Origin of the sequence: Pseudomonas sp. ChxA, from assembly GCF_030263855.1 — a bacterium.
GTDB lineage: Bacteria > Pseudomonadota > Gammaproteobacteria > Pseudomonadales > Pseudomonadaceae > Aquipseudomonas > Aquipseudomonas fluorescens_CB.
On record NZ_JARPMK010000001.1, the window covers coordinates 912743 to 934769 of the forward strand.

Annotated in this window: 20 protein-coding genes; 11 read left to right on the plus strand and 9 right to left on the minus strand. The window is 60.3% G+C overall.

What is annotated here, in order from left to right:
- Positions 1-243: 243 nt before the first annotated feature.
- On the plus strand, positions 244-555 hold the full coding sequence (locus P5706_RS04025; protein ID WP_200431415.1) for a hypothetical protein: 312 nt from the start codon (positions 244-246) through the stop codon (positions 553-555).
- A 104-nt stretch (positions 556-659) separates the two neighbouring features.
- Positions 660-1421 carry a YdcF family protein gene (locus P5706_RS04030; protein WP_285678607.1) on the plus strand — a complete coding sequence of 254 codons (762 nt, stop codon included), beginning with the start codon at positions 660-662 and terminating at the stop codon, positions 1419-1421.
- 128 nt (positions 1422-1549) lie between these two features.
- On the opposite strand, the gene lnt is transcribed toward P5706_RS04030, so the two are convergent.
- The 5 genes from lnt to miaB form a co-directional block, all read right to left on the minus strand.
- Complete coding sequence (lnt, locus tag P5706_RS04035; protein ID WP_200431417.1) at positions 1550-3073, minus strand: apolipoprotein N-acyltransferase; 1524 nt, start codon at positions 3071-3073, stop codon at positions 1550-1552.
- 8 nt (positions 3074-3081) lie between these two features.
- Complete coding sequence (locus tag P5706_RS04040) at positions 3082-3921, minus strand: CorC family transporter (RefSeq protein WP_015373027.1); 840 nt, start codon at positions 3919-3921, stop codon at positions 3082-3084.
- A 27-nt stretch (positions 3922-3948) separates the two neighbouring features.
- Positions 3949-4422 (minus strand): rRNA maturation RNase YbeY, encoded by a 474-nt coding sequence (gene ybeY / locus P5706_RS04045; RefSeq protein ID WP_285678608.1) that lies wholly within the window; start codon positions 4420-4422, stop codon positions 3949-3951.
- A complete protein-coding gene (locus P5706_RS04050; RefSeq protein ID WP_285678609.1) occupies positions 4415-5419 on the minus strand; it encodes a PhoH family protein in 1005 nt (334 codons plus the stop codon). The genes ybeY and P5706_RS04050 overlap by 8 nt, the downstream gene beginning before the upstream one ends.
- Positions 5420-5648: 229 nt before the next feature.
- Complete coding sequence (gene miaB / locus P5706_RS04055) at positions 5649-6977, minus strand: tRNA (N6-isopentenyl adenosine(37)-C2)-methylthiotransferase MiaB (protein WP_200431420.1); 1329 nt, start codon at positions 6975-6977, stop codon at positions 5649-5651.
- 131 nt (positions 6978-7108) lie between these two features.
- Here miaB and P5706_RS04060 point away from each other — a divergent pair, with 131 nt between their 5' ends.
- The 7 genes from P5706_RS04060 (at position 7109) to P5706_RS04090 (ending at position 13923) form a co-directional block, all read left to right on the plus strand.
- Positions 7109-7435 (plus strand): DUF1820 family protein, encoded by a 327-nt coding sequence (locus P5706_RS04060; RefSeq protein ID WP_003194436.1) that lies wholly within the window; start codon positions 7109-7111, stop codon positions 7433-7435.
- A 105-nt stretch (positions 7436-7540) separates the two neighbouring features.
- On the plus strand, positions 7541-8395 hold the full coding sequence (locus P5706_RS04065) for a MurR/RpiR family transcriptional regulator (RefSeq protein WP_200431421.1): 855 nt from the start codon (positions 7541-7543) through the stop codon (positions 8393-8395).
- Positions 8396-8469: 74 nt separating this feature from the next.
- Positions 8470-10527: an oxidoreductase gene (locus tag P5706_RS04070; protein WP_285678610.1), complete on the plus strand. Its 2058-nt coding sequence runs from the start codon at positions 8470-8472 to the stop codon at positions 10525-10527.
- A 36-nt stretch (positions 10528-10563) separates the two neighbouring features.
- Positions 10564-11346 (plus strand): transporter substrate-binding domain-containing protein, encoded by a 783-nt coding sequence (locus P5706_RS04075; protein ID WP_200431423.1) that lies wholly within the window; start codon positions 10564-10566, stop codon positions 11344-11346.
- A gap of 31 nt (positions 11347-11377) precedes the next feature.
- The gene (locus tag P5706_RS04080; protein ID WP_285678611.1) at positions 11378-12094 is read left to right on the plus strand and encodes an ABC transporter permease; all 717 of its coding nucleotides are present in this window, start codon (positions 11378-11380) and stop codon (positions 12092-12094) included.
- Positions 12091-12801, plus strand: a complete 711-nt coding sequence (locus tag P5706_RS04085; protein ID WP_285678612.1) for an ABC transporter permease — start codon at positions 12091-12093, stop codon at positions 12799-12801. Before P5706_RS04080 ends, P5706_RS04085 begins: the two co-directional genes overlap by 4 nt.
- 9 nt (positions 12802-12810) lie before the next feature.
- Complete coding sequence (locus P5706_RS04090; protein ID WP_285678613.1) at positions 12811-13923, plus strand: succinylglutamate desuccinylase/aspartoacylase family protein; 1113 nt, start codon at positions 12811-12813, stop codon at positions 13921-13923.
- Here the strand turns inward: P5706_RS04090 and P5706_RS04095 are convergent.
- From P5706_RS04095 to P5706_RS04110, 4 genes are all read right to left on the minus strand, one after another.
- Complete coding sequence (locus tag P5706_RS04095) at positions 13905-14489, minus strand: tetratricopeptide repeat protein (RefSeq protein WP_200431427.1); 585 nt, start codon at positions 14487-14489, stop codon at positions 13905-13907. The two genes, P5706_RS04090 and P5706_RS04095, sit on opposite strands and share 19 nt — an antisense overlap.
- Positions 14490-14727: 238 nt before the next feature.
- Positions 14728-16011 carry a glutamate-1-semialdehyde 2,1-aminomutase gene (gene hemL, locus P5706_RS04100; protein WP_219269396.1) on the minus strand — a complete coding sequence of 428 codons (1284 nt, stop codon included), beginning with the start codon at positions 16009-16011 and terminating at the stop codon, positions 14728-14730.
- A gap of 17 nt (positions 16012-16028) precedes the next feature.
- Positions 16029-16652 (minus strand): thiamine phosphate synthase, encoded by a 624-nt coding sequence (gene thiE / locus P5706_RS04105; RefSeq protein WP_285678614.1) that lies wholly within the window; start codon positions 16650-16652, stop codon positions 16029-16031.
- A gap of 20 nt (positions 16653-16672) precedes the next feature.
- Entirely contained in the window at positions 16673-17470 is a 798-nt protein-coding gene (locus tag P5706_RS04110; RefSeq protein ID WP_056861986.1) for a hydroxymethylpyrimidine/phosphomethylpyrimidine kinase, read from the minus strand.
- 276 nt (positions 17471-17746) lie between these two features.
- Here P5706_RS04110 and P5706_RS04115 point away from each other — a divergent pair, with 276 nt between their 5' ends.
- Both P5706_RS04115 and P5706_RS04120 read left to right on the plus strand, forming a co-directional pair.
- On the plus strand, positions 17747-20125 hold the full coding sequence (locus P5706_RS04115) for a hybrid sensor histidine kinase/response regulator (RefSeq protein ID WP_285678615.1): 2379 nt from the start codon (positions 17747-17749) through the stop codon (positions 20123-20125).
- A gap of 90 nt (positions 20126-20215) precedes the next feature.
- The gene (locus P5706_RS04120; protein WP_285678616.1) at positions 20216-21868 is read left to right on the plus strand and encodes an acyl-CoA dehydrogenase family protein; all 1653 of its coding nucleotides are present in this window, start codon (positions 20216-20218) and stop codon (positions 21866-21868) included.
- Positions 21869-22027: the final 159 nt, after the last annotated feature.

Sequence of the window (22027 nt, forward strand, 5' to 3'; positions counted from 1 at the left end):
AGGGGTGGCCTAATCCTCTTCGGTACAACATTCAGGTTGATCGACACCAAAAAGCGGCGCGTCCGTGCCCAAACCCTGCGGGAAGTGGAGTTACAGGAAGCGCCGTAGCATACATGACCCCACTCTATCGAGGGAAACCCTGATTGCGCGGCGAGGGCCGTCTGTCGCGGCGCGAGGCAGGCGCAGCCACGGGGACTACGCTGTTTATTGGGGAGTGAGTCTTATCTTCAATGAGGTGAGGGGATGGTTGAATCGCAGCGAACTTTAAAGAAACCGCAATTATATGAAGGACTGATCGACCGTTTGGGTCGGGCATTGGATGCCGCAAGAACCGCAGGCCGATTGCGTGATGAACGGCCTCTGGAGCTGGAGTTGCGAGGCTTGAGCCAGGCTGAACTTGAACTGATCAAGTGCTACCTGGAATTGAATCACCACCGTGCCTCTCAGGAACGGGCTGCCCCGCCCGCCCAAGAGCCTTCGCGTTCGGCCAAGGTGATCTGGCTGAAAGATGTGTCTGCTGGTCGCGGTCCCGATAAGCGTCGGGCCGTACGGTAAACGTGGAGCACCGCGTTATCCGTTGAGTCGTCTCGAAACAGGTTGGTAAAGATTGTCGCTGAACCCCGTTGCATCTAGGCTTCGGGCATCTTTGGAGATGCCCGATGCCTTTTCGTTATTTCATTAAACAATTGCTCTTGCCGCCCGGCATTTTTTTGCTGTTGCTGGCGGTTGCCTGGTGGTTGCGTAAAAGTCGTCCGCGCCTGGCCGGGTGCTGCTTTGCTGTAGGGCTGGGAGGGCTATGGTTGATCAGCCTGCCGGTGATGGTGCAATGGGGCGCGCATGCGCTGGAGACCGAGCCACCGTTGGCCCGCGAAGACTGGGTGACGCTGGCCCAGCGCGCCGATGCGATTGTGGTGCTGGGTTCCGGGCGTGAACGCGGCGACCCTGCGTGGGGCTCCGATCAACCCACCGGCACAGGGCTTGAGCGCCAGCGTTATGCCGCGCGCCTGGCCAAGGCCTCTGGCTTGCCGGTGCTGACCAGCGGCGGCTTGCACTACGGCACGCCACCCAGTGAGGCCGAGCTGATGGCCGTGTCGATGCAGGATGACTTTGGCGTTACGGTGCGCTGGAAAGAAGAGCGCAGCCGCACCACCTGGGAAAACGCGCAGATGAGCGCCGAGATTCTGTTGCCGCAAGGCATCAAGCGCGTGGTGGTGGTGACACAGGCCTGGCATATGCCGCGTGCGGTATGGAGCTTCGAGAAGGCCGGTTTTACGGTAGTGCCAGGGCCGGTTGGCTTTTTGGGCGTAGACAACGCGCGGCCACTGGGCGGCTGGATGCCGGAGTTTGTATCGGTGTGGCGTAGCGGGCAGTTGATCAATGAGGCGGTGGGGCAGGTGGGGTATCGGGTGTTTTACCGATAAGTCCAAGCGCAGCCGATCCAGTGTGGGAGCTGGCTTGCCTGCGATGGCGTTGTGTCAGTTGGCCTGTGTTTAGCTGGCTGACCGCTATCGCAGGCAAGCCAGCTCCCACATTGGTTTTATGCCGTTCTTTAGACGGTTTTAGACATCCGGGCCGCCAGCAGCGCCCAGCCGAACAAGCCCAGGCACACGATGATCAGCGGCCACGAACGCCATTGCAGGTACGGCGTCAGGTTGTGCATCGGCACCACTTCGCCGTAGAGAATTCCGCGTTCAAACTGCGGGATCTGCGCGGTGATCTGCCCGAACGGGTTGATCAGGCCAGTCACGCCATTGTTGGTGGCGCGAATCATCCAGCGGCCCGCCTCCAGCGCACGCATCTGCGCCATTTGCAGGTGTTGCAGCGGGCCAATGGAGCGGCCGAACCAGGTGTCGTTGCTGATGGTCAGGAGCAAATCGCTCTGGGCCGACAGGCCTGCGGCGAATTCCGGGTACACCACTTCATAGCAAATGAACGGCGCAATCTGATAGCCCTTGGCCTGCAGCATCGCCTGATCGGACGGGCCGCGGGCGAAGTCCGACATCGGCAAATCGAAGAAGGCGATCAGCCCGCGCAGCATGTCTTGCAACGGCACGTACTCACCAAAAGGCACCAGTTTTTGCTTGAGGTAAGTGCCTTCGCCTTCGCCCACCACCGTGATGCCGTTGAAGTAGCGCTTCTGGTGATGCACTTCCTGGCGGATTGGTACGCCGGTGATCAGCGCGGTATGCCGGTCGGCGGCAAACTTGCCCATCATGCCCAGGTAGCCTTCGACGGATTCTTTGAGCACCGGCACCGCGGTTTCCGGCCATACCAGCAGGTCCACCGGCTTGGAGCTGAAGCTCATGTCGCGGTACAGCGCCAACTGCGCATCGATCTGCGCGGGGTCCCATTTCATGCTCTGTTCGACATTGCCCTGAATCGCCGCCACGGTCAGCGGTGCGCCGGAGGGCGAGGTCCAGGCGTGATGCTTGAGCGCCAGGCCGATGGCCCAGGGTGCAACCAGCAACACCAAGCCTGCGCCGATGAAGCCGTTGCGCTTGCTTGCCAACAGGCGTGGCAGGTTGCACAGCACGGCCGCCGTCAGCGCCAGGGCGAAGGAGATCAGCCACATGCCGCCCAGTGGCGCCAGGCCTGTGAGCGGGCCATCGAGTTGGCTGTAACCGGAGTACAACCAAGGGAAACCGGTCAGGAACCAACCACGAAACGCTTCCTGGCCAACCCACAGCGCCGCAAAGGTCAGCGCATCGGCCAGCGGCGCCTCATTACGACGCAGCCAGCGTGCCCACAGCCAGGCGGGCAGGGCGAAGAACCAGGCAATCGCGGCGGTAAACAGCAGCATCAAAAAGCCAGCCAGCAACACCGAAGCGCCGCCGAAGTGGTGGATGCTGTAGTAGATCCAACTGGTGCCGGCGCCAAACAGGCCAAAACCGAAACACCAGCCACGGCCCAGGGCCTGGCGTGGCGTCAGCTCGCGCAGCCCGATGTAGAACAGCCCTACCGCCAGCAGCGCGAACGGCCACAGATCGAAGGGCGCCAGCGCCAGGGTAGTGATAGCGCCAGCCACCACGGCCAGCAAGTTACCGGGCCAGCCGGGTGCGATCAAACGGCGCATGTCAGTCCTTAGCGGGCAATCGGAGTCAGGCGGATCAAGTGGATACGACGGCTATCCGCATTCAGAATGCGAAAGCGATAAGCGCCAATCTCAGTGGTTTCGTTACGTTTTGGCAGGTGCCCAAACGCACTCATCACCAAACCGCCCACTGTGTCGAACTCATCATCCGAGAATTCGCTGTCGAAGAACTCGTTGAAGTTCTCGATCGGCGTCAGCGCCTTCACCAGGAAATCACCGCTGGGCAGCGGCTTGATGTAGCTGTCTTCTTCGACGTCGTGCTCGTCTTCGATGTCGCCGACGATTTGCTCAAGCACGTCTTCGATGGTCACAAGACCCGCCACGCCGCCGTATTCGTCGATCACAATGGCCATGTGATTGTGGTTGGCGCGAAATTCGCGCAGCAGCACATTCAGGCGCTTGGATTCAGGCACGAAGGTGGCCGGGCGCAGCAGGTCCTTGATGTTGAAGTTGTCGCCGTTTTCCTTGAGGATCAGCGGCAACAGGTCCTTGGCCAGCAGGACGCCCATGACGTCGTCATGGCTTTCACCGATCACCGGGTAGCGCGAGTGCGCCGAGTCGATCACGGCCGGGAGGAACTCCCGTGGGGTCTGGGTCGCCTTGATGCTGATCATCTGCGAGCGCGGGACCATGATGTCGCGTACTTGCAGGTCAGCCACCTGGATGGCGCCCTCGACGATGGCCAGCGCTTCGCTGTCCAGCAACTTGTTCTGATGGGCCTCGCGCAGCAGCTCCAGCAGCTCCTGGCGATTTTTCGGCTCGTGGGCAAAAGCCTGGGTCAGTTTACCCAGCCATGACTTCTGCCCGTTGCTCGATCGGTCTTCGCTCATAGCGATTACTCTAAATCCTTTGTTGTTTCAGTTAGGTGTAGTTTCGATTTCGTCATCTGCATACGGATCAGGGTGACCCAGTTCAGCAAGCAACGTTTGTTCCAGTGTTTCCATTTCTTCTGCTTCGTCATCGTCTATATGGTCGTAACCCAAGAGATGCAAGCAGCCGTGGATGACTAGATGTGCCCAATGGGCCTCAAGTTCCTTGCCTTGTTCCTTCGCCTCGCGCTCGACCACTTCGACACAGATCACCAGGTCGCCCAGTAACGGGATATCCAGTAATTCATCCGGCACGTCGGCAGGGAAGGACAGCACGTTGGTCGCGTAGTCTTTTTGACGCCAGGTGTGATTCAGTTCACGGCCTTCGGGCTCGTCTACCAGGCGAATGGTCAGCTCCGAGTCGGCGGTGCGCTGGCGCAAGGCCAGCGCGCACCATTGGCGGAATTGTTCTTCAGTGGGGGCGGGCGCGTGAGTGGCCAGCTGCAGGTCTAGCTCAAGCATTGTGGCGGGCGTCCTTGGACAAACCGTCATCACGGTGTTCGAAGCGCTCGTAGGCTTCGACGATGCGCTGTACCAGCGGGTGGCGCACTACGTCCTTGGGTGAGAAGTGCGTGAAACTGATCCCCGGCACGTCCCTGAGCACTTCAATCACATGGCTCAACCCTGACTTGGTGCCCTTGGGCAGGTCAACCTGGGTAATGTCGCCGGTGATGATGGCCGTAGAGCCAAACCCGATGCGGGTCAGGAACATCTTCATTTGCTCGACCGTGGTGTTCTGGCTTTCGTCGAGGATGATGAAACTGTTGCTCAAGGTGCGGCCACGCATGTAGGCCAGCGGGGCGATCTCGATCACCTGACGTTCAATCAGCTTGGCCACGTATTCAAAGCCAAGCATCTCGTACAGCGCGTCGTAGAGCGGGCGCAGGTACGGGTCGATCTTCTGGGCCAGGTCGCCGGGCAGGAAGCCAAGCTTCTCGCCAGCCTCGACCGCCGGGCGCACCAGCAGGATGCGCCGCACTTGCTCGCGCTCAAGGGCGTCGACCGCACAGGCCACGGCCAGGTAGGTCTTGCCGGTACCGGCGGGGCCGATGCCGAAATTGATATCGTTACCGAGGATTGCCTTGACGTACTTCTGCTGATTCAAGCCCTTTGGGCGAATCATGCCTTTTTTGGTTCGCAGGGCCACGCTGGCTTCGGCTACCGGGTTGTTGGCCAGGTCTTCCACGGCCGATTCCTGTAAGTACAGGTGCACGGTTTCCGGCGACAACTCACTACCCTTGGTTTCGCGGTAGAGGCGGCGGAGCAGGTTTTCTGCAGACGTGGTGTGCTGGGGTTCACCAATTAGCTCGAACTGATTGCCGCGGTTGCGGATCTCGATGCTCAGGCGTTGTTCGATCAGGCGCAGGTGCTCGTCGAACTGTCCGCACAGGTTGGCGAAACGGCGAGCCTCAAACGGCTCGAGGATAAAACGATGGGGTTCTGCTATGGGTGCGTTCAAGGTTGCTTTTAGCCGCCCTTTGGCTGTTTAGGTGAAGGAGAGGATAACGCCAGCGCTCGGCGTGCGAAAGCACTTATATAGGCTGGCTCAATCTCAAGAACCATGAAAATCCACTGTGGGAGCTGGCTTGCCTGCGATTGCGGTGTATCAGTGCCAATTGTGTTAACTGGCCCACCGCTATCGCAGGCAAGCCAGCTCCCACATTTTGATCTTCATCAGGTCAGAGCAATCAGTTCACCAGCGACCCGCGCAGCGAGTGCGGTTGCGCCGCATCGATGTGCACATCGGCAAACTGGCCGATCAGGGTTGGGGTGTCGCAGCGGAAATTGACGATTCGGTTGTTCTCGGTGCGGCCTTGCAGCTCGCCCGGGTCCTTTTTCGAATAGTCGGTGACCAGAATGCGTTGGATCGACCCGACCATTTGTCGGCTGATCTCGAAACCCTGCTGGTTCAAGCGGTGCTGCAACGCATTGAGGCGTTCTTTTTTTAGCGCTTCCGGGGTTTCGTCGAGCAGGTCGGCCGCCGGGGTGCCCGGGCGCTGGCTGTAAACGAAGGAATAGGAGAAGTCGAAACCGACGTCTTCGATCAGCTTCATGGTCTGCTCGAAATCTTTCTCGGTCTCGCCAGGGAAACCGACGATGAAGTCCGAGCTGATGCAGATGCCCGGCACCGCGGCGCGCAATTTACGCAGCTTGGATTTGTACTCCAGGGCCGTGTGGTTACGCTTCATCGCCGCCAGAATACGGTCCGAACCCGACTGCACCGGCAAGTGCAGGTGCTTGACCAGCTCCGGCACCTCGGCGTGCGCCTGGATCAGGCTGTCGGAGAACTCCAGTGGGTGCGAGGTGGTGTAGCGAATACGCTCGATGCCATCCACCGCTGCCACCACGCGGATCAACTCCGCGAGGTCAGCCAGGCGCCCGTCGTGGGTCTGGCCGCGATAGCCATTGACGTTCTGGCCCAGCAAAGTCACTTCACGCACGCCGTTTTCGGCCAGGTGGATGATTTCCGCCAGGACGTCGTCAAACGGCCGGCTGACCTCTTCGCCACGGGTGTAGGGCACCACGCAGAAGGTGCAGTACTTGCTGCAGCCTTCCATCACCGACACATAGGCACTCGGCCCGTCGATGCGCGGTTCGGGCAAATGGTCGAATTTTTCGATTTCCGGGAACGACACGTCCACCTGCGGCAGCTTGGTGATGCGGGCGGCGTCGATCATTTCGGGCAGGCGGTGCAGGGTTTGCGGGCCGAAAACCACATCGACATAGGGCGCGCGGTCGCGGATCGCGGCGCCTTCCTGGCTGGCCACGCAGCCGCCGACGGCGATCACCATGTCCGGGTTGGCCAGTTTCAATTCACGCCAGCGGCCCAGCTGGGAGTACACACGGTCCTGGGCACGCTCGCGGATCGAGCAGGTATTGAGCAGGATGACGTCGGCATCTTCGGCGCGGGCAGTGACTTCCAGGGCCTGGTGTTCGCCCAGCAGGTCGACCATGCGCGAGCTGTCGTACTCGTTCATCTGGCAACCGTGGGTTTCGATGTAAAGTTTCTTGGCCATGGGAATCATCAACTGGTGGTAAAGAACCGCGCATTATAGGGGGCATGCCCATTGGTTCCTAGCGCTGTGCATCGGGTGCCATGCTATAGTTCGCGCCCTCTTTTATATCCCCGATGTGTTATCCGCCCACCATGACCAAACGTGAAGCTCCAATCTACAAGGTGATTTTCCTCAACCAGGGCCAGGTGTTCGAAATGTACGCCAAGCAGATCTATCAAAGTGATCTGTGGGGCTTCCTGGAAGTGGAAGAGTTCGTCTTTGGCGAGCGCACCCAGTTGGTCGTCGACCCGGGCGAAGAAAAACTCAAGGCGCAATTTGAAGGCGTGGTGCGCAGCTTTGTGCCGATGCATTCGATTGTGCGCATCGATGAAGTCGAGCGCCTGGGCACGCCGAAGATCAGCGAAGCGCGTGGCACCAGCAATGTGATGCCGTTTCCGATGCCGATGCCGGAAAAGTAACACTGCGCTGGTGGTGGGGTTTTGTAAGATACTTCTGAAACTTTTCAGTCGCGGTTGACGACTTGACAGAAAAATAGCAGTTTGTGCCCATGCAGAGAGGACGCCATGAGCACATCCATAAAAAAATCCCTCGAACAACAGTTGTCATCCAGGTCCCAGGCTTATCGAGCGCTGGCGGCCTATATCCTTGCGAACCTCAAAGACCTGCCGTTCGAGAATTCGGCGCAGGTGGCGCACAAGCTCCAGATCAGCGAGTCCACCGTCGGCCGATTCTGCCGGGCGTTGGGCTACAAGCATTTCAAAGACCTTAAACACGAACTCAAAGACGACCTGGGTGACAGCCCATGGCTGATCGGCGACCGGCTGCGCGCGTTCCAGGCAGAAGGCAAGGCCAACCCGCTGGCCAACAGCCTGCAACTGGAGATCGCGGCGTTGGTGCGCGTCTACGAGTACACCCGCACCGAGCCTTGGCGCGTGGTGACATCAAGGCTGGCGCAAAGCCCGCAGGTTTTTGTCGCCGGTTTCGGCACCGAGCGGGGCATCGCCTGCTCCATGGTTCACATGTTGCAATACCTGCGCACAGGCGTGCATCTGGTGGACGGTGCGTCAGGGCATTTCGGCGAGGTGTTGCTGGCGCCGCCTGCCGATTCAATGCTGATCGTCTATGAGGCGCGACGCCATTCCCGCCAGTCTTTGCTGCTGTGCCAAGCGGCACGTAAACGCGGCATTGCGGTTACGCTGATAACCGACAACTTTTGTGAGTGGGCTGAGCACAACGCTAACGAAGTATTTCGAGTGTCCACCGAGTTTGATTTGTTATGGGACTCGACGGCCACCATGTTATCGCTGACTCACTTGTTGATTAACGATATGTCCAAACAACTGGGCCCGGAAATGGAAGAGCACTTGAATGCGATCGCCCAGTTGCATCAGGCGTTTGTGGGTTACACCCAGACTTGACCGCTTAAGCGTTATTTAACTAACGCTTTTTATTTAACTGTCATTAGCGAACTTATTGGTTCGGGAGTAGCCCTGTGCGCGATCCTCGGTATGACATTCTTTTTGAGCCGGTACACATTGGGCCGGTTCGCACGCGTAATCGCTTTTACCAAGTGCCGCACTGTAATGGCATGGGCCATGTGCACCCCTCGGCCATGGCCGCCATGCGCGGGGTCAAAGCCGAGGGGGGTTGGGGGGTGGTGTGTACGGAGGAGTGCGAGATCAGCCCGCTGAGCGAGTTTTCGCCCTATATAGAAGCGCGCTTATGGGATGAGCGCGACATCCCGGCGTTGGCGAAAATGTGTGAGGCCGTCCATCTGCATGGCTCATTGGCCGGCGTCGAACTGGCGTTCAATGGCTATTCGGCGCCCAATCGCTATAGCCGCGAAATCCCCTGGGCGCCTTCCAATACACCGGTGCGTGGTTACGACCCGGTGCAAGCCCGGGCCATGAGCCGCGCCGATATCAAACAACTGCGCCAGATGCATCGCGCTGCCGCGTTACGGGCACGCCAGGCGGGTTTCGACATCATCTACGTGTATGCCGGCCACGACCTTGGCCTGCCGTTTCACTTTCTGACCCCGCGCAATAACCGGCGCACCGATGAGTACGGTGGGGTGTTGGAGAATCGTGTACGGCTGTTGCGTGAACTGATTGAAGATACCCGCGATGTGGTGGGTGATCGTTGCGCAGTCGCCGTGCGGCTGGCAGTGGATGAACAGGTCGCTGGTGGGCTGGCCTGCGAGGGCGAAGGCCGCGAGATTTTTTCGCTGTTGGCGGAGCTGCCGGACCTGTGGGATGTCAACGTTGCCGACTGGTCCAACGACAGCGTGACCTCACGGTTTGCCCCTGAAGGTTTTCAAGAGGCGTTCCTTCTTGGGCTCAAAGCGCTCACCACCAAACCGGTGGTGGGCGTGGGCCGGTTCACCTCACCGGACACCATGGTCTCATTGGTGCGTCGAGGCGTGTTGGACCTGATCGGCGCTGCCCGCCCCTCGATTGCCGATCCCTTCTTGCCAAAGAAGATAGAGCAAGGGCGTCTGGAGGAGATACGCGAATGCATCGGCTGCAACGTCTGTGTCAGTGGTGACCACACCAGCACCCCGCTGCGCTGCACGCAAAACCCCACCCTGGGTGAAGAATGGCGGCGTGGCTGGCACCCTGAGTCGGCACCCCGTGCGCATAACCCTGCGCGCGCGCTGGTGGTCGGGGCAGGGCCTGCCGGCCTGGAATGCGCGCGGATACTGGGCGCGCGGGGCATGGAGGTGGCACTGGTCGAAGGCACGCGCACGCTGGGCGGGCGCGTGTCTCTTGAAGCCAGGCTGCCGGGTTTGGCGAGTTGGTCACGGGTGCTCGACTACCGGCTGGACGCCCTCAGCCGATTGCCTTCAGTAGAGATATATCGAGAAAGTCAGCTACAAGCCCAGGACGTGTTGGACTTCGCCGCCGCCCACGTGTTTATCGCCACCGGTTCGCGCTGGCGCACCGATGGTCTGGGGCGTGCATTGCGCCAGGCCTTGCCGGGGTTGGAACATTTGCCGGTATTGACCCCGGATGATCTGCTGGCCGGGACAGTCCCGGCTTCACCGGTGCTGCTGTTCGATGATGACCACTACTACATGGGCAGTGTGTTGGCAGAGCAGTTGGTAGCGCAGGGCGTGGAGGTGATCTTTGTTACCCCGGCGCCGGATGTGGCGACCTGGACCCATAACACGCTTGAACAACACCGCATCCAGCGTCGCCTGTTGGAACTCAATGTCACGATCATCGCCTCCCACTCGCTGGCGGCGGTAACGCCTGAAGGTGCGGTTGCCAGCTGTATGTACACCGGCCGGCCAAGGTTCATTCCCGTGGCGTCCTTGTTGCTGGTGACCTCCCGTGAGCCTGAGCAAGGCCTGTACCAGGCTCTTAACGATGCAACCGAGCAACGCTTTGAGGCGGGTATTGAGTCGGTCGCATTGGTGGGGGACTGCCTGGCGCCTGGAACCATTGCGGCTGCCGTTTATTCAGGGCATCGGCTGGCGCGTGAGTTTGATGCGCCCGCCGGCTCGTTGGTCATGCGTCGCGAAATTGCGCATTTAGAGGTCTTGTAACGTCCTGCTGTGCAAACAATAACAAGGAATAAAATGATGAAAAAATTAGTCCTGATGTTATCGATGTTGGCTTTTGTAGTGGTCAGTAACTTGGTGTCCGCCAACAACTATGAGGTCATACGCTTCGGTGCTGACCCTAACTACGCGCCTTTTGCCTATAAAGACACTACTGCGGGCAATATTGGTACTTTGGTCGGTTTCGAGATTGATATCGGCAACGCCATCTGCGCGCATTTGAAAGTTCGCTGCCAATGGGTAGAAAGCGACTTTGACGGCCTGGTTCCCAGCCTCAGGGCCGGCAAGATCGACGCCATACTGGCGTCGGTAACCGTGACCGAAGCGCGGCGCAAGATCCTCGACTTCTCTTCGGAAGTTTTCTCCAGCCCCTCCGCCATGGTGTTCAAGGCCGGCACCGACCTTGGCGACGCCAAGGGCAAGTCCGTGGGGTATTTGCAAGGCAGTACTCAGGAAGCCTATGCCAAGCGCGTGTTGGCCCCTAAGGGCATGAAAGTGGTGGCCTATGCCGATCAGGAACAGGTTTACGCCGACCTCGTGTCGGGTCGGCTTAACGCTTCGTTGCAGGACGCCCAACAGGCGCAAAGTGGCTTTTTGCGTTCGCCTCAGGGGGCAGGGTTCGAATTGGGCAAGGTCATAGAAAGCGAGCTGATGCCTTCCATGAGCGCCATTGGCATCGCCAAGGGCAATCAGGCGCTGAAGATTCTGCTGGATCAAGGCCTGGCAGCGCTGCATGCCGATGGCACCTATGCTCGCCTGCAAGAACAGTATTTCCCTGGCGTCGACATGTTCAGCGGCAACTGACCGCCCGCCATCATCGTTGGAGGGCGTCGTCATGCTGGAGAACGTTACGCGCTTTGTCGCGACCCTGGAGGGTTTTGCGCCGTTACTGCTGCAAGGTGTATGGGTGACCCTGAAGCTGGCGCTGTTATCGCTGTTGTTGGGGCTGATCTTCGGCCTGCTCGGGGCGGGTGCCAAGCTGTCACGCGTCAGGGTTTGGCGTGTTTCAGCACAGGTCTACACCACCTTGATTCGTGGGGTGCCGGACCTTGTGTTGATGCTGCTGATCTTTTACGGCGTGCAAACCGCTGTGAGTCGGCTGACGGCTGTGATGGGCTGGGCCTACCTCGAAATTGACCCTTTGACTGCGGGCGTACTGACGCTGGGGTTTATCTACGGTGCTTATTTTACCGAGACCTTTCGTGGCGCATTGTTGGCGGTGCCACGCGGGCAGGCACAGGCGGCCAAAGCGCTGGGTATGAGGCCCAGCCAAAGCTTCATCTACATAACCTTTGCGCAAATGATGCGCTTCGCCCTGCCGGGGCTAGGCAATAACTGGATGGTCTTGCTCAAGGCTACCGCGTTGGTGTCGATTATCGGTTTGGCAGACTTGGTCAAGGTGGCCCAGGTGGCTGGCAAAAGCAGCCAGCAGTTATTGAGCTTTCTATTGCTGGCGGGCTTTATTTATTTGCTCCTCAGCAGTGCCTCCAATGCGGTGCTGCGCTGGCTTGAGCGTCGTTACGGCGGTGCAGAGCGTGAGGCGCAGCGATGATTGAACTGATACAGGAATATTGGCGGCCGTTTCTCTATTCCGACGGTCAGCAAATCACCGGCCTGGCCATGACGCTGTGGCTCACCAGTGCTTCGTTATGCCTTGGGCTGCTGGTGGCGTTGCCGTTATCCATTGCCCGGGTTTCAACCCGCTCGTGGGTACGTTGGCCGGTGCAGGGCTTTACTTATCTGTTTCGGGGAACGCCGCTCTATGTCCAGTTGCTGGTCTGTTACACCGGTATATACAGCCTGGTGGCTGTACGCGAACAGCCGCTTCTGGAGGCTTTTTTCCGTGATGCGTTGAACTGCACACTGCTGGCCTTTGCCCTTAACACGGGCGCCTACACCACAGAAGTCCTCGCCGGTGCCATTCGCTCCATGCCGCGCGGTGAAGTAGAGGCCGCCAGGGCGTTAGGGTTCGACGGCTGGAAGCTCTATACCTATCTGATCATGCCGTCGGCCCTGCGCCGCTCATTGCCGTACTACAGCAATGAGGTGATTTTCATGCTGCACTCCACCACGTTGGCGTTCACCGCCACGGTTCCCGATGTGCTGAAAGTGGCCAGGGATGCCAATGCCGCGACCTTTCTGACGTTCGAGTCCTTCGGCATCGCCGCGGCTATTTATCTATGCATCACCTTCGCTCTGGTCGGGCTTTTTCACCTGGCCGAGAAGCGTTGGCTGAGATTTCTTGACCCAAGCCGATAGGAGGTCGCCATGTACGAACGCGTGCATCAATTGCCAGCAACCGTGCCGGGTACGACGCGGCAGATCCATAGCTTTCACTACGGCCCGGCCAATGGCGTGGGCAAAGTCTATATCCAGTCTTCCCTGCATGCCGATGAACTGCCAGGGATGTTGGTGGTATGGCATCTCAAGCTAAGGTTGTTGCGATTGGAGGCCGCGGGCCTATTGCGCGGTCAGGTGGTGCTGGTGCCGGTGGCCAACCCCATGGGGCTGGAGCAAGTGTTGATGGATGTGCCTCAAGGCCGTTTCGATTACGACAGCCGGGAGAACTTCAATCGGCACTTCCTTGATGTGAGCCAGCAGGTGGGTGATGCCGTCGAGGCACGGCTGACCGATGACCCCGAGGAAAACTTGTGTTTGATTCGTTCGGTGCTGGTTCGCGTGCTCGCCAGCCAGGTGGCTGCCAACCAGGTACAGGCCATGCGCCTGACGCTTCAGCGCCTGGCCTGCGATGCCGATATCGTGCTCGATTTACATTGTGATTTCGAGGCGGTGCAGCATGTGTACCTGTCGCCGGTTTGCTGGCCACAAGTGGAACCTCTGGCCCGTTACCTGGGGGCACAAGCGTGCTTTATGGCGACAGACGCCGGTGGCCAGTCCTTCGATGAGTGCTTCAGCTTGTTCTGGCAGCAGATAGAGGCGCGCTTCCCGCAACGTGTGGCGCCGCCCGGTTTTGCCGTGACGCTGGAGCTGCGCGGTGTGGCCGACGTGAGCTATGAGCTGGCCGATCAGGATTGCCAGGCCTTGATTGACTACCTCACGCACGCGGGCGTCATCGCGGGCCAGGCACCTGAGCTGCCGCCATTATTGAACCCTCCCACGCCGCTGGCCGGCGTCGAGCCCATCGTCAGCCCGGTGGGCGGGTTGATCGTGTTTTGTGCGCAGGTCGGGGATTATTTGAGCGCAGGTCAAGTCGTGGCACACATTATTGACCCGATCAGCGACAGCGTGACGGCCGTTGCCTGTACTCGGGAAGGTTTGCTGTATGTGCGATCACTAAGGCGCATGGCCACTAGCGGTATGACGATTGCGCATGTTGCCGGTGCACAAGCTTTCCGGCAGGGCTACCTGTTGTCGCCCTGAGGCGCAATTGGGTCGGGCAGGGGCGAGAAGGGCGAACGCCCATCGGCACTCTGCAATTCCTGCAGGTAATTGCGGAAGATCTGGCCCAGTACCTGGGTGGCCACTTCCAGTTCATCGCGCTGCATGTGCTCGGCGACTTCGTCGGCCGTGTCCAGCGCGTCTTCGGCACCGTTGACCGCTGCCATTTTCAGTACGATGTAGGCCTGGACGTTATTGGCCGGTACGCCTTCACCGTGGAAGAACATGGTGCCCAGCTTGAATTGGGCTTCAGCGTGGCCCTGCAACGAAGCCTTCTCGAAATAGCTCAGGGCTTTGTTGAGGTCGCGGGCCGGGTTTTTGTCGTCGTGGAAGTACTCGCCCAACTCGTATTGCGCCTGCGCATCCCCACCGTCGGCCTGTTTCTGGCACGCGCTCAGGGCTTCGGCCTGGCTGTCTGGCTGGGTATTGAGGGTGCAACGACCCATCGCTGGGATTAACAACGAGTTGCCGCCTGCCTGGGCATGTGCCAGCAGCGGCTGAAGGAGCAACAGGCAGCCCAGAACCAGGGTGCGGCCGGTGCGTTTCATGGGAATCGACTTACCTCTGACGGGGCACGCGGACCCTCGGGGGAGTCCAATAAGCGCGCATTATGAAATAAGCAGGCCCCTGCTTACAAAGTCTTTACTCGTTTTTCTGCTGCATAGGCAAGTTATCTGCCGGATTGCAGGTGATTTCTCGAAAAATGCAGGAAATCTCTGTAGGCAAAGTAGCAAATCTGACGCTGCGAGTGGCAACGTCAGATGTGTGTGTCCCTTATATCAGGGCTTACTTCAGCGCGGCGAAAGCGCGCTCGGCAGCATCCAGGGTCAGTTTCAACTCTGCTTCGCCATGGGCGATCGAGGTGAACCCGGCTTCGAAAGCGCTCGGTGCCAGGTAAACGCCGCCTTCGAGCATCAGGTGGAAGAAGCGCTTGAACAGGTCGGCGTCGCTGCCCATCACGTCATCAAAGGTAACAATGTCGTCGGCGCCGCTGAAGTACAGGCCGAACATGCCACCCGCCTGCGTGGTCACGAACGGGATACCCGCCGCATCGGCGCGCTGCTGCAGGCCATCGAGCAGGCGCGTGGTGTAGTCGGTCAGCTCGGCGTGGAAACCCGGACGGCTGATCAGGCGCAGGGTGGTCAGGCCGGCGGCCATGGCCAATGGGTTACCCGACAAGGTGCCCGCCTGGTACACCGGGCCCAGCGGCGCGATGTGCTGCATGATTTCGCGTTTGCCGCCGAAGCAGCCCACGGGCATGCCGCCGCCGATGATCTTGCCGAAGGTGCTCAGGTCCGGCGTGACGCCGTAGTAAGCCTGGGCGCCGCCGAGGGCCACGCGAAAGCCGGTCATCACTTCGTCGAAAATCAGCACCACGCCGTGCTTGTCGCATTGCTCGCGCAAACCTTCCAGGAAACCCGGTGCCGGTGGCACGCAGTTCATGTTGCCGGCTACCGGCTCGACGATTATGCATGCCACGTCCTGGCCGACTTCGCTGAGCATCTGCGCAACGGCCGCAATGTCGTTGAACGGCAGGGTCAGGGTGTGTTTGGCAAACGCGGCCGGCACACCGGCCGAGCTTGGCACGCCTTGGGTCAGCAGGCCGGAACCGGCTTTTACCAGCAGGCTGTCGGAGTGGCCGTGGTAGCAGCCTTCGAACTTGATGATGCTGTCGCGACCGGTGAAACCACGGGCCAGGCGGATTGCGCTCATGGTGGCTTCGGTGCCGGAGCTGACCATGCGCACCATTTCCATCGAGGGCACGATTGAGCACACCAGGTCCGCCATCTCGGTTTCCATGGCGGTTGGCGCGCCATAGGACAGGCCGTGTTGCAGCTGCTGGCGCACGGCGTCGAGCACGTCCGGGTGGCTGTGGCCGAGGATCATCGGCCCCCAGGAACCTACGTAGTCAACGTAGCGCTTATCATCTTCGTCGGTGACGTAGGCGCCTTCGGCATGCTTGAAGAACAACGGTGTGCCGCCGACGCTCTTGAACGCACGCACGGGGGAATTCACACCGCCGGGAATGTGTTTCTGGGCATTGGCAAACAGAGTTTCGGAACGGGACATGATCGGGCTCTCTACACTTAAACTTTAAGAAGGTCGTTAAAGGCGCGGGCGCGGCGCGTGACTTCCTGGGTGCTGTCGGCACCGAACAGGCCGTGTACCACGGCGAGCAGGTCGGCACCGTGGGCCACCAGGGGTTCGGCGTTCTCCAGGGTGACGCCGCCGATCACGCAGATCGGCAGCTGCAAGCGCGTGCGAGCCTCGGCCAGCATGTCGAGCGTGGCGGCCGGCGCGCCGGGCTTGGTGTTGGAATTGAAGAAGCGACCAAAGGCGACGTAGCTCGCGCCTTCCTTGGCAGCCTGCTCGGCCAGTTCGATCTGGCTGTGGCAGGTGGCGCCGATGATGGCTTTGGAGCCGAGCAAGGCGCGGGCCGGGGTCAGTGGGCCGTCGGTTTGGCCCAGGTGTACGCCGACACCCAGGCGCGCGGCCAATTCGGCGTCATCGTTGATGATCAACTGGGTCTTGTAGCGTGAGCACAGCTCGCGCAGCTTCTCGGCTTCACGCAGGCGCCGGGCTTCGTCGCTGCTTTTGTCGCGGTACTGCAACAGGGTTAAACCACCGTCCAGCGCCGCTTCGACGTAGGCGAGGAATTTGCCGGCCAACAGTTGGCTGTCGGTAATGGCGTAAAGGCCACGTAGTTTCATCGGGCAGGCCTCTTGTGCGGTTAAGAGCAGAAATCCAGCGGCAAACGGCGCGGCACGAACTGGCCCTGGCCGAGTTGTTCGGCGTCACGCAGGGTGCGCCAAGTGTAGTTGAGCGCCGATTGCACCGCGCTGGCCAAGCCTTCGCCCTGGGCGATCCGGCCGGCCAAGGCGCTGGCCAGCGTGCAGCCCGAACCGTGATAACTGCCGGGCAGGCGCTGGCAGGTAAAGGTCTGGCGCGTGCCGTCGCGGCTGTACAGGCGGTTGTGCACTTCATGCTCGTCGCCGTGGCCGCCGGTGATCAGCAGGTGCTTTACAAACGGCAGCAGCTTTTCGGCGCATTCGTCCGCCGTGCCTTCGGGCAGTTCGGCGAGGATGCGCGCTTCCGGCAAGTTCGGTGTAGCGATCAGCGACAGCGGCAACAGCCGCTCACGCATGGCGTAACCAACTTCGTCCTTGCCCAGGCTGCCGCCGCCACCGGCACGCAGTACCGGGTCGCAGACCACCGGCAGGTGCGGGTGCGCTTGCAGCAGTTCGACCACGGTGTCGACCATCGCGGTGGAACCGAGCATGCCCAGCTTCACCGCCGCCACTTCGGAGTCGCTGAGCACGGCATTGGCCTGGGCCAGTACCCACTCGCGGTCGAGCACGCGAAAATCGCTGACATTGACGGTGTTCTGCACGGTCAAGGCGGTGACGGCCGGGGCCGCATGACAGCCTTGTGCAAGCAGGGCTTCGATATCTGCCTGCAAGCCGGCGCCACCACTGGGGTCGTGGCCGGAGAGACAGAGGACAACGGGGCGAGAGCTGTAGATATTCATGGTGCGCGAGCTTACCACCAAACGCTTTTGGCGTGGCTGTTGGGCGAGAGGGGAATTTCCAGCTTACGTTTAAGGGGTGGCGTAGCTGATTTTTTATTCAGGAATCGCGTGAAAGGCCCGTTCTAGAGCCTTTCAAAAAATTATTTCAATGGTGTCCAATGGCCTCTAGCGGCTATGCTAGAGTGGATCCAAACAACTTAATGTATCGCCGGTATACGTCTACTCAAAAGGAATGGGGGGCTTTTGACATAACCGGACAGGCCACGCTGGGGCTTTATGCGCTATTTGCTGATTTTTTTATTGTGCGGGCTGCCGATGCTCGCCAGCGCCATCGAGTTCAACCCGGACACTCGAAGCCTGCCGCTGGGCCGCGTCATGCAAGTGCTCGAAGACCCAACCGACGCCCTCACCATCGCCGATGTCAGTGCTCCGGCCTACGCCGCCCAATTCAAAACCCATGACAAAGCCACCCTCAACGCCGGCTATTCACGCTCGGTGTTCTGGCTAAAGATTGACCTGCATTACACCGCCACTGATCCTCGCGCCCCGCGCACCTGGTTTCTGGAGTTGGCGTACCCGCCGCTTAACCAACTGGACCTGTACCAGCGTGATAGCACCGGCAACTTCCGCCTGACCACCCGCACGGGCAGCAGCCTGGCGTTTTCCAGCCGTGAAGTGCGCCAGGCCAACTACCTGTTCAAGCTCAATTTTGTGCCCGACCAGCAGCAAACCGTGTACCTGCGCCTGCAAAGTCAAGGCTCGATCCAGGCACCGCTGACGCTCTGGTCTGCCACCGCGTACCTGGAGCAGCAGCCACTGCGCCTGTATGTGTTGGGGGCGATCTACGGCGTGTTACTCGGGATGCTGGTCTACAACCTGTTCATCTACTTGAGCGTGCGCGACACCAGCTACCTCTATTACATCCTTTATATCGCCTCGTTCGGCCTCTATCAGCTGTCGGTCAACGGCGTGGCGGTGGAATATTTCTGGCCGAACAACCCGTGGTGGGCGAATGCGGCGGTGCCATTCCTGATCGGTTCGGCGGCGTTGTTCGGTAGCTTGTTCGCGCGCAGTTTCCTGCACACCGCGCAGCACAGTCGCTGGCTGGATCGGATGTTGCTGGCACTCGCGGCCGCTGGTGCGGTAGTGATGGCGCTGGCGCTGCTGACCAGCTACGCCGTGGCCCTGCGTCTGGCCACCGGCCTTGCTCTGGTGTTTACCGTGACCATCTTTGTGGCCGCCATCAAGGCCTGGTATTGCGGCCAGCGTATGGCGCGTTACTTCATCATCGCCTGGTCGGCGTTCCTGCTCGGCGGCGTGGTCAACACCATGATGGTGTTGGGCTACCTGCCCAATATGTTCCTCACCATGTACGCCAGCCAGCTCGGCTCGGCCATCGAAGTGGCGCTGTTGTCCCTGGCCCTGGCGGACCGCATCAACGGCATGCGTGAGCAACAGGCGCAGATCCTGTTCGACGCCAGCCAGAAACTTGAAGTGCTCAACCAGCAATTGGCGCGCAGTAACCGCCTCAAAGATGAGTTCCTCGCCACGCTGACCCACGAACTGCGTACCCCAATGAACGGCGTGATCGGCTCGCTGGAGCTGATGCAAACCGTGCCGCTGGATGACGACCTTGCCCAGTACCAGCAAACCGCTGCCGGTTCTGCGCGGGACATGATGCGCATGGTCAACGGCATTCTCACCCTCACCGAATTGCAAGCCGGGCGCCTCACCGCCCAACCCCAGGTCTTCAGCCTGCGGGGCACGCTCGACACCTTGCGCCAGCAGTTCACCGCCAGCGCCCAGAGCAAAGGCCTGGAATTTTCCATCGACGTGGCCGATGAACTGCCGGACCGGGTGATTGGCGATGCCGGCAAACTCACTCAGTGCCTGGACTGCCTGCTCGACAATGCCTTCAAATTCACCCACGAAGGCGCAGTGCGCGTGCGCGTGGTGGGTGTGCCGCACAGTGACGGCGAGCTGCGCCTGAGCTTTATTGTGACCGACAGCGGCATCGGCTTCGCTTTCCTCGACGAGGCCACGTTGTATCAACGCTTCTTCCAGGTCGACGGTTCAATGACGCGCGAATACGGTGGCCTGGGCATCGGCCTGGCGATTTGCCGGCAACTGATCGAACTGCTTGGCGGGCGTTTGACCCATCATTCCGAACTCAGCAAGGGCAGCCGCTTCCAGTTGGACATGAACGTGAGCCCGGTGCCGCCCGAGCCAAAGCCCGCAACCTACAAACCCCATGCGCAACGAGCGCCCCAGGAATGTACGGTGCTGTTGGTGGACGACAACAGCGTCGGCCAATTGGCGGTACGCGGTATGTTGCTCAAACTGGGTTACCGGGTGAAAACCGTGGATAACGGCCCGGCCGCCTTGGCGCTGATGCAGGACCAAAGCTTTGATGCGGTGCTGCTGGATATACCCGAGGGCGGCTTCTCGTTGTGCTGTCAGATTCGTGCGCTACCCGGCTGCGGCGAGCTGCCGGTGATTGCCCTGAGCACCTCGCTGCACGCCCCGGATCGCGAACGCTGCCATGGGGTCGGCATCACCGATCGCCTCAGCAAACCCGTTCGTTTCGAGGCGTTGCAGACGGTGCTGGAGCGGCGCCTGTTATGCCCGTTAGAGGGCGAAAGCGCCGAGCAATAGGCGGGTATGCCACTTTTTTAAGCCCGATGACGGTGCTTAACTGAAATTAAGGCCTGAACTGCACGTGGCCTATTTTCCAGGAGGCCCGTCATGAACCTGCACCAATTTGCCGAAACCCACGACGTCACCAACCAGCCGTCGTCCCTGGACGGTACCAACCTCTATCGCATCGACCTGCCTTTGCAAGAGTGGTCGCGGCGCTTTGGCGCCGGCTGGGCGCAGGCTCGAATCGATGCGTATGGTGCGCTGGCGGGCGGGCCGCTGATGGAGGCCGGGTTTTTGGCGAATCAGAACAAGCCGGTGTTCAACAGCCATGACCGCTACGGCCATCGCATCGACCTGGTGGAGTTTCATCCGGCCTATCACGAGCTGATGCGCACCGCCATTGAGCATGGTCTGCCATCGCTGCCGTGGGCGCATCCGCAGCCCGGCGCGCATGTGGCCCGCGCCGCCATGACCTACCTGCACAGCCAGGCCGAAGCCGGCAGCGGGTGCCCGTTGACCATGACCTTCGCCTGCGTCCCGGCCCTGCGGTTGCAAGCGGACCTGGCGCAGACCTGGCTGCCGAAAATCCTCAACACCGAATACGACCCGCGCAATGTTGGCATCGCCCACAAAACCGGCGCCACCATCGGCATGGCCATGACCGAGAAACAGGGCGGCACCGACGTGCGTGCCAATACCACCCGTGCCTATCCCGTGGGCGCGGGCGGCCCTGGCCAAGCCTATGAGTTGGTAGGCCACAAGTGGTTCTGCTCGGCGCCGATGTGCGATGCGTTCCTCACCTTGGCGCAGACTGACAAAGGCCTGACATGTTTCCTGCTGCCAAGGCATCGCCCGGATGACACCCGCAACCAGTTCTACATCCAGCGCCTGAAAAACAAACTCGGCAACTGTTCCAACGCCTCCAGCGAAGTGGAGTTCCGTGGTGCCCTGGCCTGGATGATCGGCGAAGAAGGCCGGGGCGTGCCGACCATTATCGAAATGGTCGCCATGACCCGTTTCGACTGCATGGTCGGCTCCAGCGCCTTGATGCGTCAGGCGTTGACCCAGGCCAGCCATCATTGCGCCCATCGTTCGGTCGGCGGCCGCGTCCTCAGTGAACAGCCGTTGATGCAAAACGTGCTGGCCGACCTGGCGCTGGAGAGCGAAGCCTCGCTGGCCTTGAGCATGCGCATGGGCCGGGCGCTGGACCATCTGGATAACGAACAGGAAGCCAAATTCGCCCGGCTGGTGACGGCGGTGGGCAAGTATTGGATCTGCAAACGCGCACCGGCCATGATCAACGAAGCCGCCGAATGCATGGGCGGCGCCGGGTACGTGGAGGACAGCATCCTGCCACGCCTGTACCGTGAGGCGCCGGTGAATTCGACGTGGGAAGGTTCCGGCAATGTGCAGTGCCTGGATGTGCTGCGCGCATTGTCCAAAGAACCGGGCGTGTTGGAGGCGTTGTTTGTCGAACTGGGCGATGGGCATGGTGACAAGCAACTGGCGCGGCATATCGAGCAATTGAAGTCGGCGTTTATGGATACCCAGGATATCCAGTACCGCGCCCGGCAGTTGACCGAGGACATTGCCGTGGCATTGCAGGCCAAGCTGTTGCTGGAGGCGGGGAATTCGGTGGTCAGCGATGGGTTTATCGCCAGCCGCCTGGGAGAGTCGTCCGGCCGGGTGTACGGCACCTTGCCGCGTGGTGTGGATGTGGCGGCTATCGTCACGCGCTCCACTCCACAACCCCTCTGATTGAACACGGTCAAAATGTGGGAGCTGGCTTGCCTGCGATGGCGGTGTGTCAGTCCTACATTGGCTGGCTGATACACCGCCATCGCAGGCAAGCCAGCTCCCACCTTTAAAAGTAGCATTCCAACTCTGGTGTTTCAGTGAGGCCGGGATACAGGCAAG

What these genes read in the sequence shown, in the direction of transcription:
- P5706_RS04025 (WP_200431415.1), top strand. Translation starts at nt 244, where the DNA reads ATGGTTGAATCGCAGCGAACTTTAAAGAAACCGCAATTATATGAAGGA.
- P5706_RS04030 (WP_285678607.1), top strand. Translation starts at nt 660, where the DNA reads ATGCCTTTTCGTTATTTCATTAAACAATTGCTCTTGCCGCCCGGCATT.
- lnt (WP_200431417.1), bottom strand. Translation starts at nt 3,073, where the DNA reads ATGCGCCGTTTGATCGCACCCGGCTGGCCCGGTAACTTGCTGGCCGTG.
- P5706_RS04040 (WP_015373027.1), bottom strand. Translation starts at nt 3,921, where the DNA reads ATGAGCGAAGACCGATCGAGCAACGGGCAGAAGTCATGGCTGGGTAAA.
- ybeY (WP_285678608.1), bottom strand. Translation starts at nt 4,422, where the DNA reads ATGCTTGAGCTAGACCTGCAGCTGGCCACTCACGCGCCCGCCCCCACT.
- miaB (WP_200431420.1), bottom strand. Translation starts at nt 6,977, where the DNA reads ATGGCCAAGAAACTTTACATCGAAACCCACGGTTGCCAGATGAACGAG.
- P5706_RS04060 (WP_003194436.1), top strand. Translation starts at nt 7,109, where the DNA reads ATGACCAAACGTGAAGCTCCAATCTACAAGGTGATTTTCCTCAACCAG.
- P5706_RS04065 (WP_200431421.1), top strand. Translation starts at nt 7,541, where the DNA reads ATGAGCACATCCATAAAAAAATCCCTCGAACAACAGTTGTCATCCAGG.
- P5706_RS04075 (WP_200431423.1), top strand. Translation starts at nt 10,564, where the DNA reads ATGAAAAAATTAGTCCTGATGTTATCGATGTTGGCTTTTGTAGTGGTC.
- P5706_RS04080 (WP_285678611.1), top strand. Translation starts at nt 11,378, where the DNA reads ATGCTGGAGAACGTTACGCGCTTTGTCGCGACCCTGGAGGGTTTTGCG.
- P5706_RS04085 (WP_285678612.1), top strand. Translation starts at nt 12,091, where the DNA reads ATGATTGAACTGATACAGGAATATTGGCGGCCGTTTCTCTATTCCGAC.
- P5706_RS04090 (WP_285678613.1), top strand. Translation starts at nt 12,811, where the DNA reads ATGTACGAACGCGTGCATCAATTGCCAGCAACCGTGCCGGGTACGACG.
- P5706_RS04095 (WP_200431427.1), bottom strand. Translation starts at nt 14,489, where the DNA reads ATGAAACGCACCGGCCGCACCCTGGTTCTGGGCTGCCTGTTGCTCCTT.
- hemL (WP_219269396.1), bottom strand. Translation starts at nt 16,011, where the DNA reads ATGTCCCGTTCCGAAACTCTGTTTGCCAATGCCCAGAAACACATTCCC.
- thiE (WP_285678614.1), bottom strand. Translation starts at nt 16,652, where the DNA reads ATGAAACTACGTGGCCTTTACGCCATTACCGACAGCCAACTGTTGGCC.
- P5706_RS04110 (WP_056861986.1), bottom strand. Translation starts at nt 17,470, where the DNA reads ATGAATATCTACAGCTCTCGCCCCGTTGTCCTCTGTCTCTCCGGCCAC.
- P5706_RS04115 (WP_285678615.1), top strand. Translation starts at nt 17,747, where the DNA reads ATGCGCTATTTGCTGATTTTTTTATTGTGCGGGCTGCCGATGCTCGCC.
- P5706_RS04120 (WP_285678616.1), top strand. Translation starts at nt 20,216, where the DNA reads ATGAACCTGCACCAATTTGCCGAAACCCACGACGTCACCAACCAGCCG.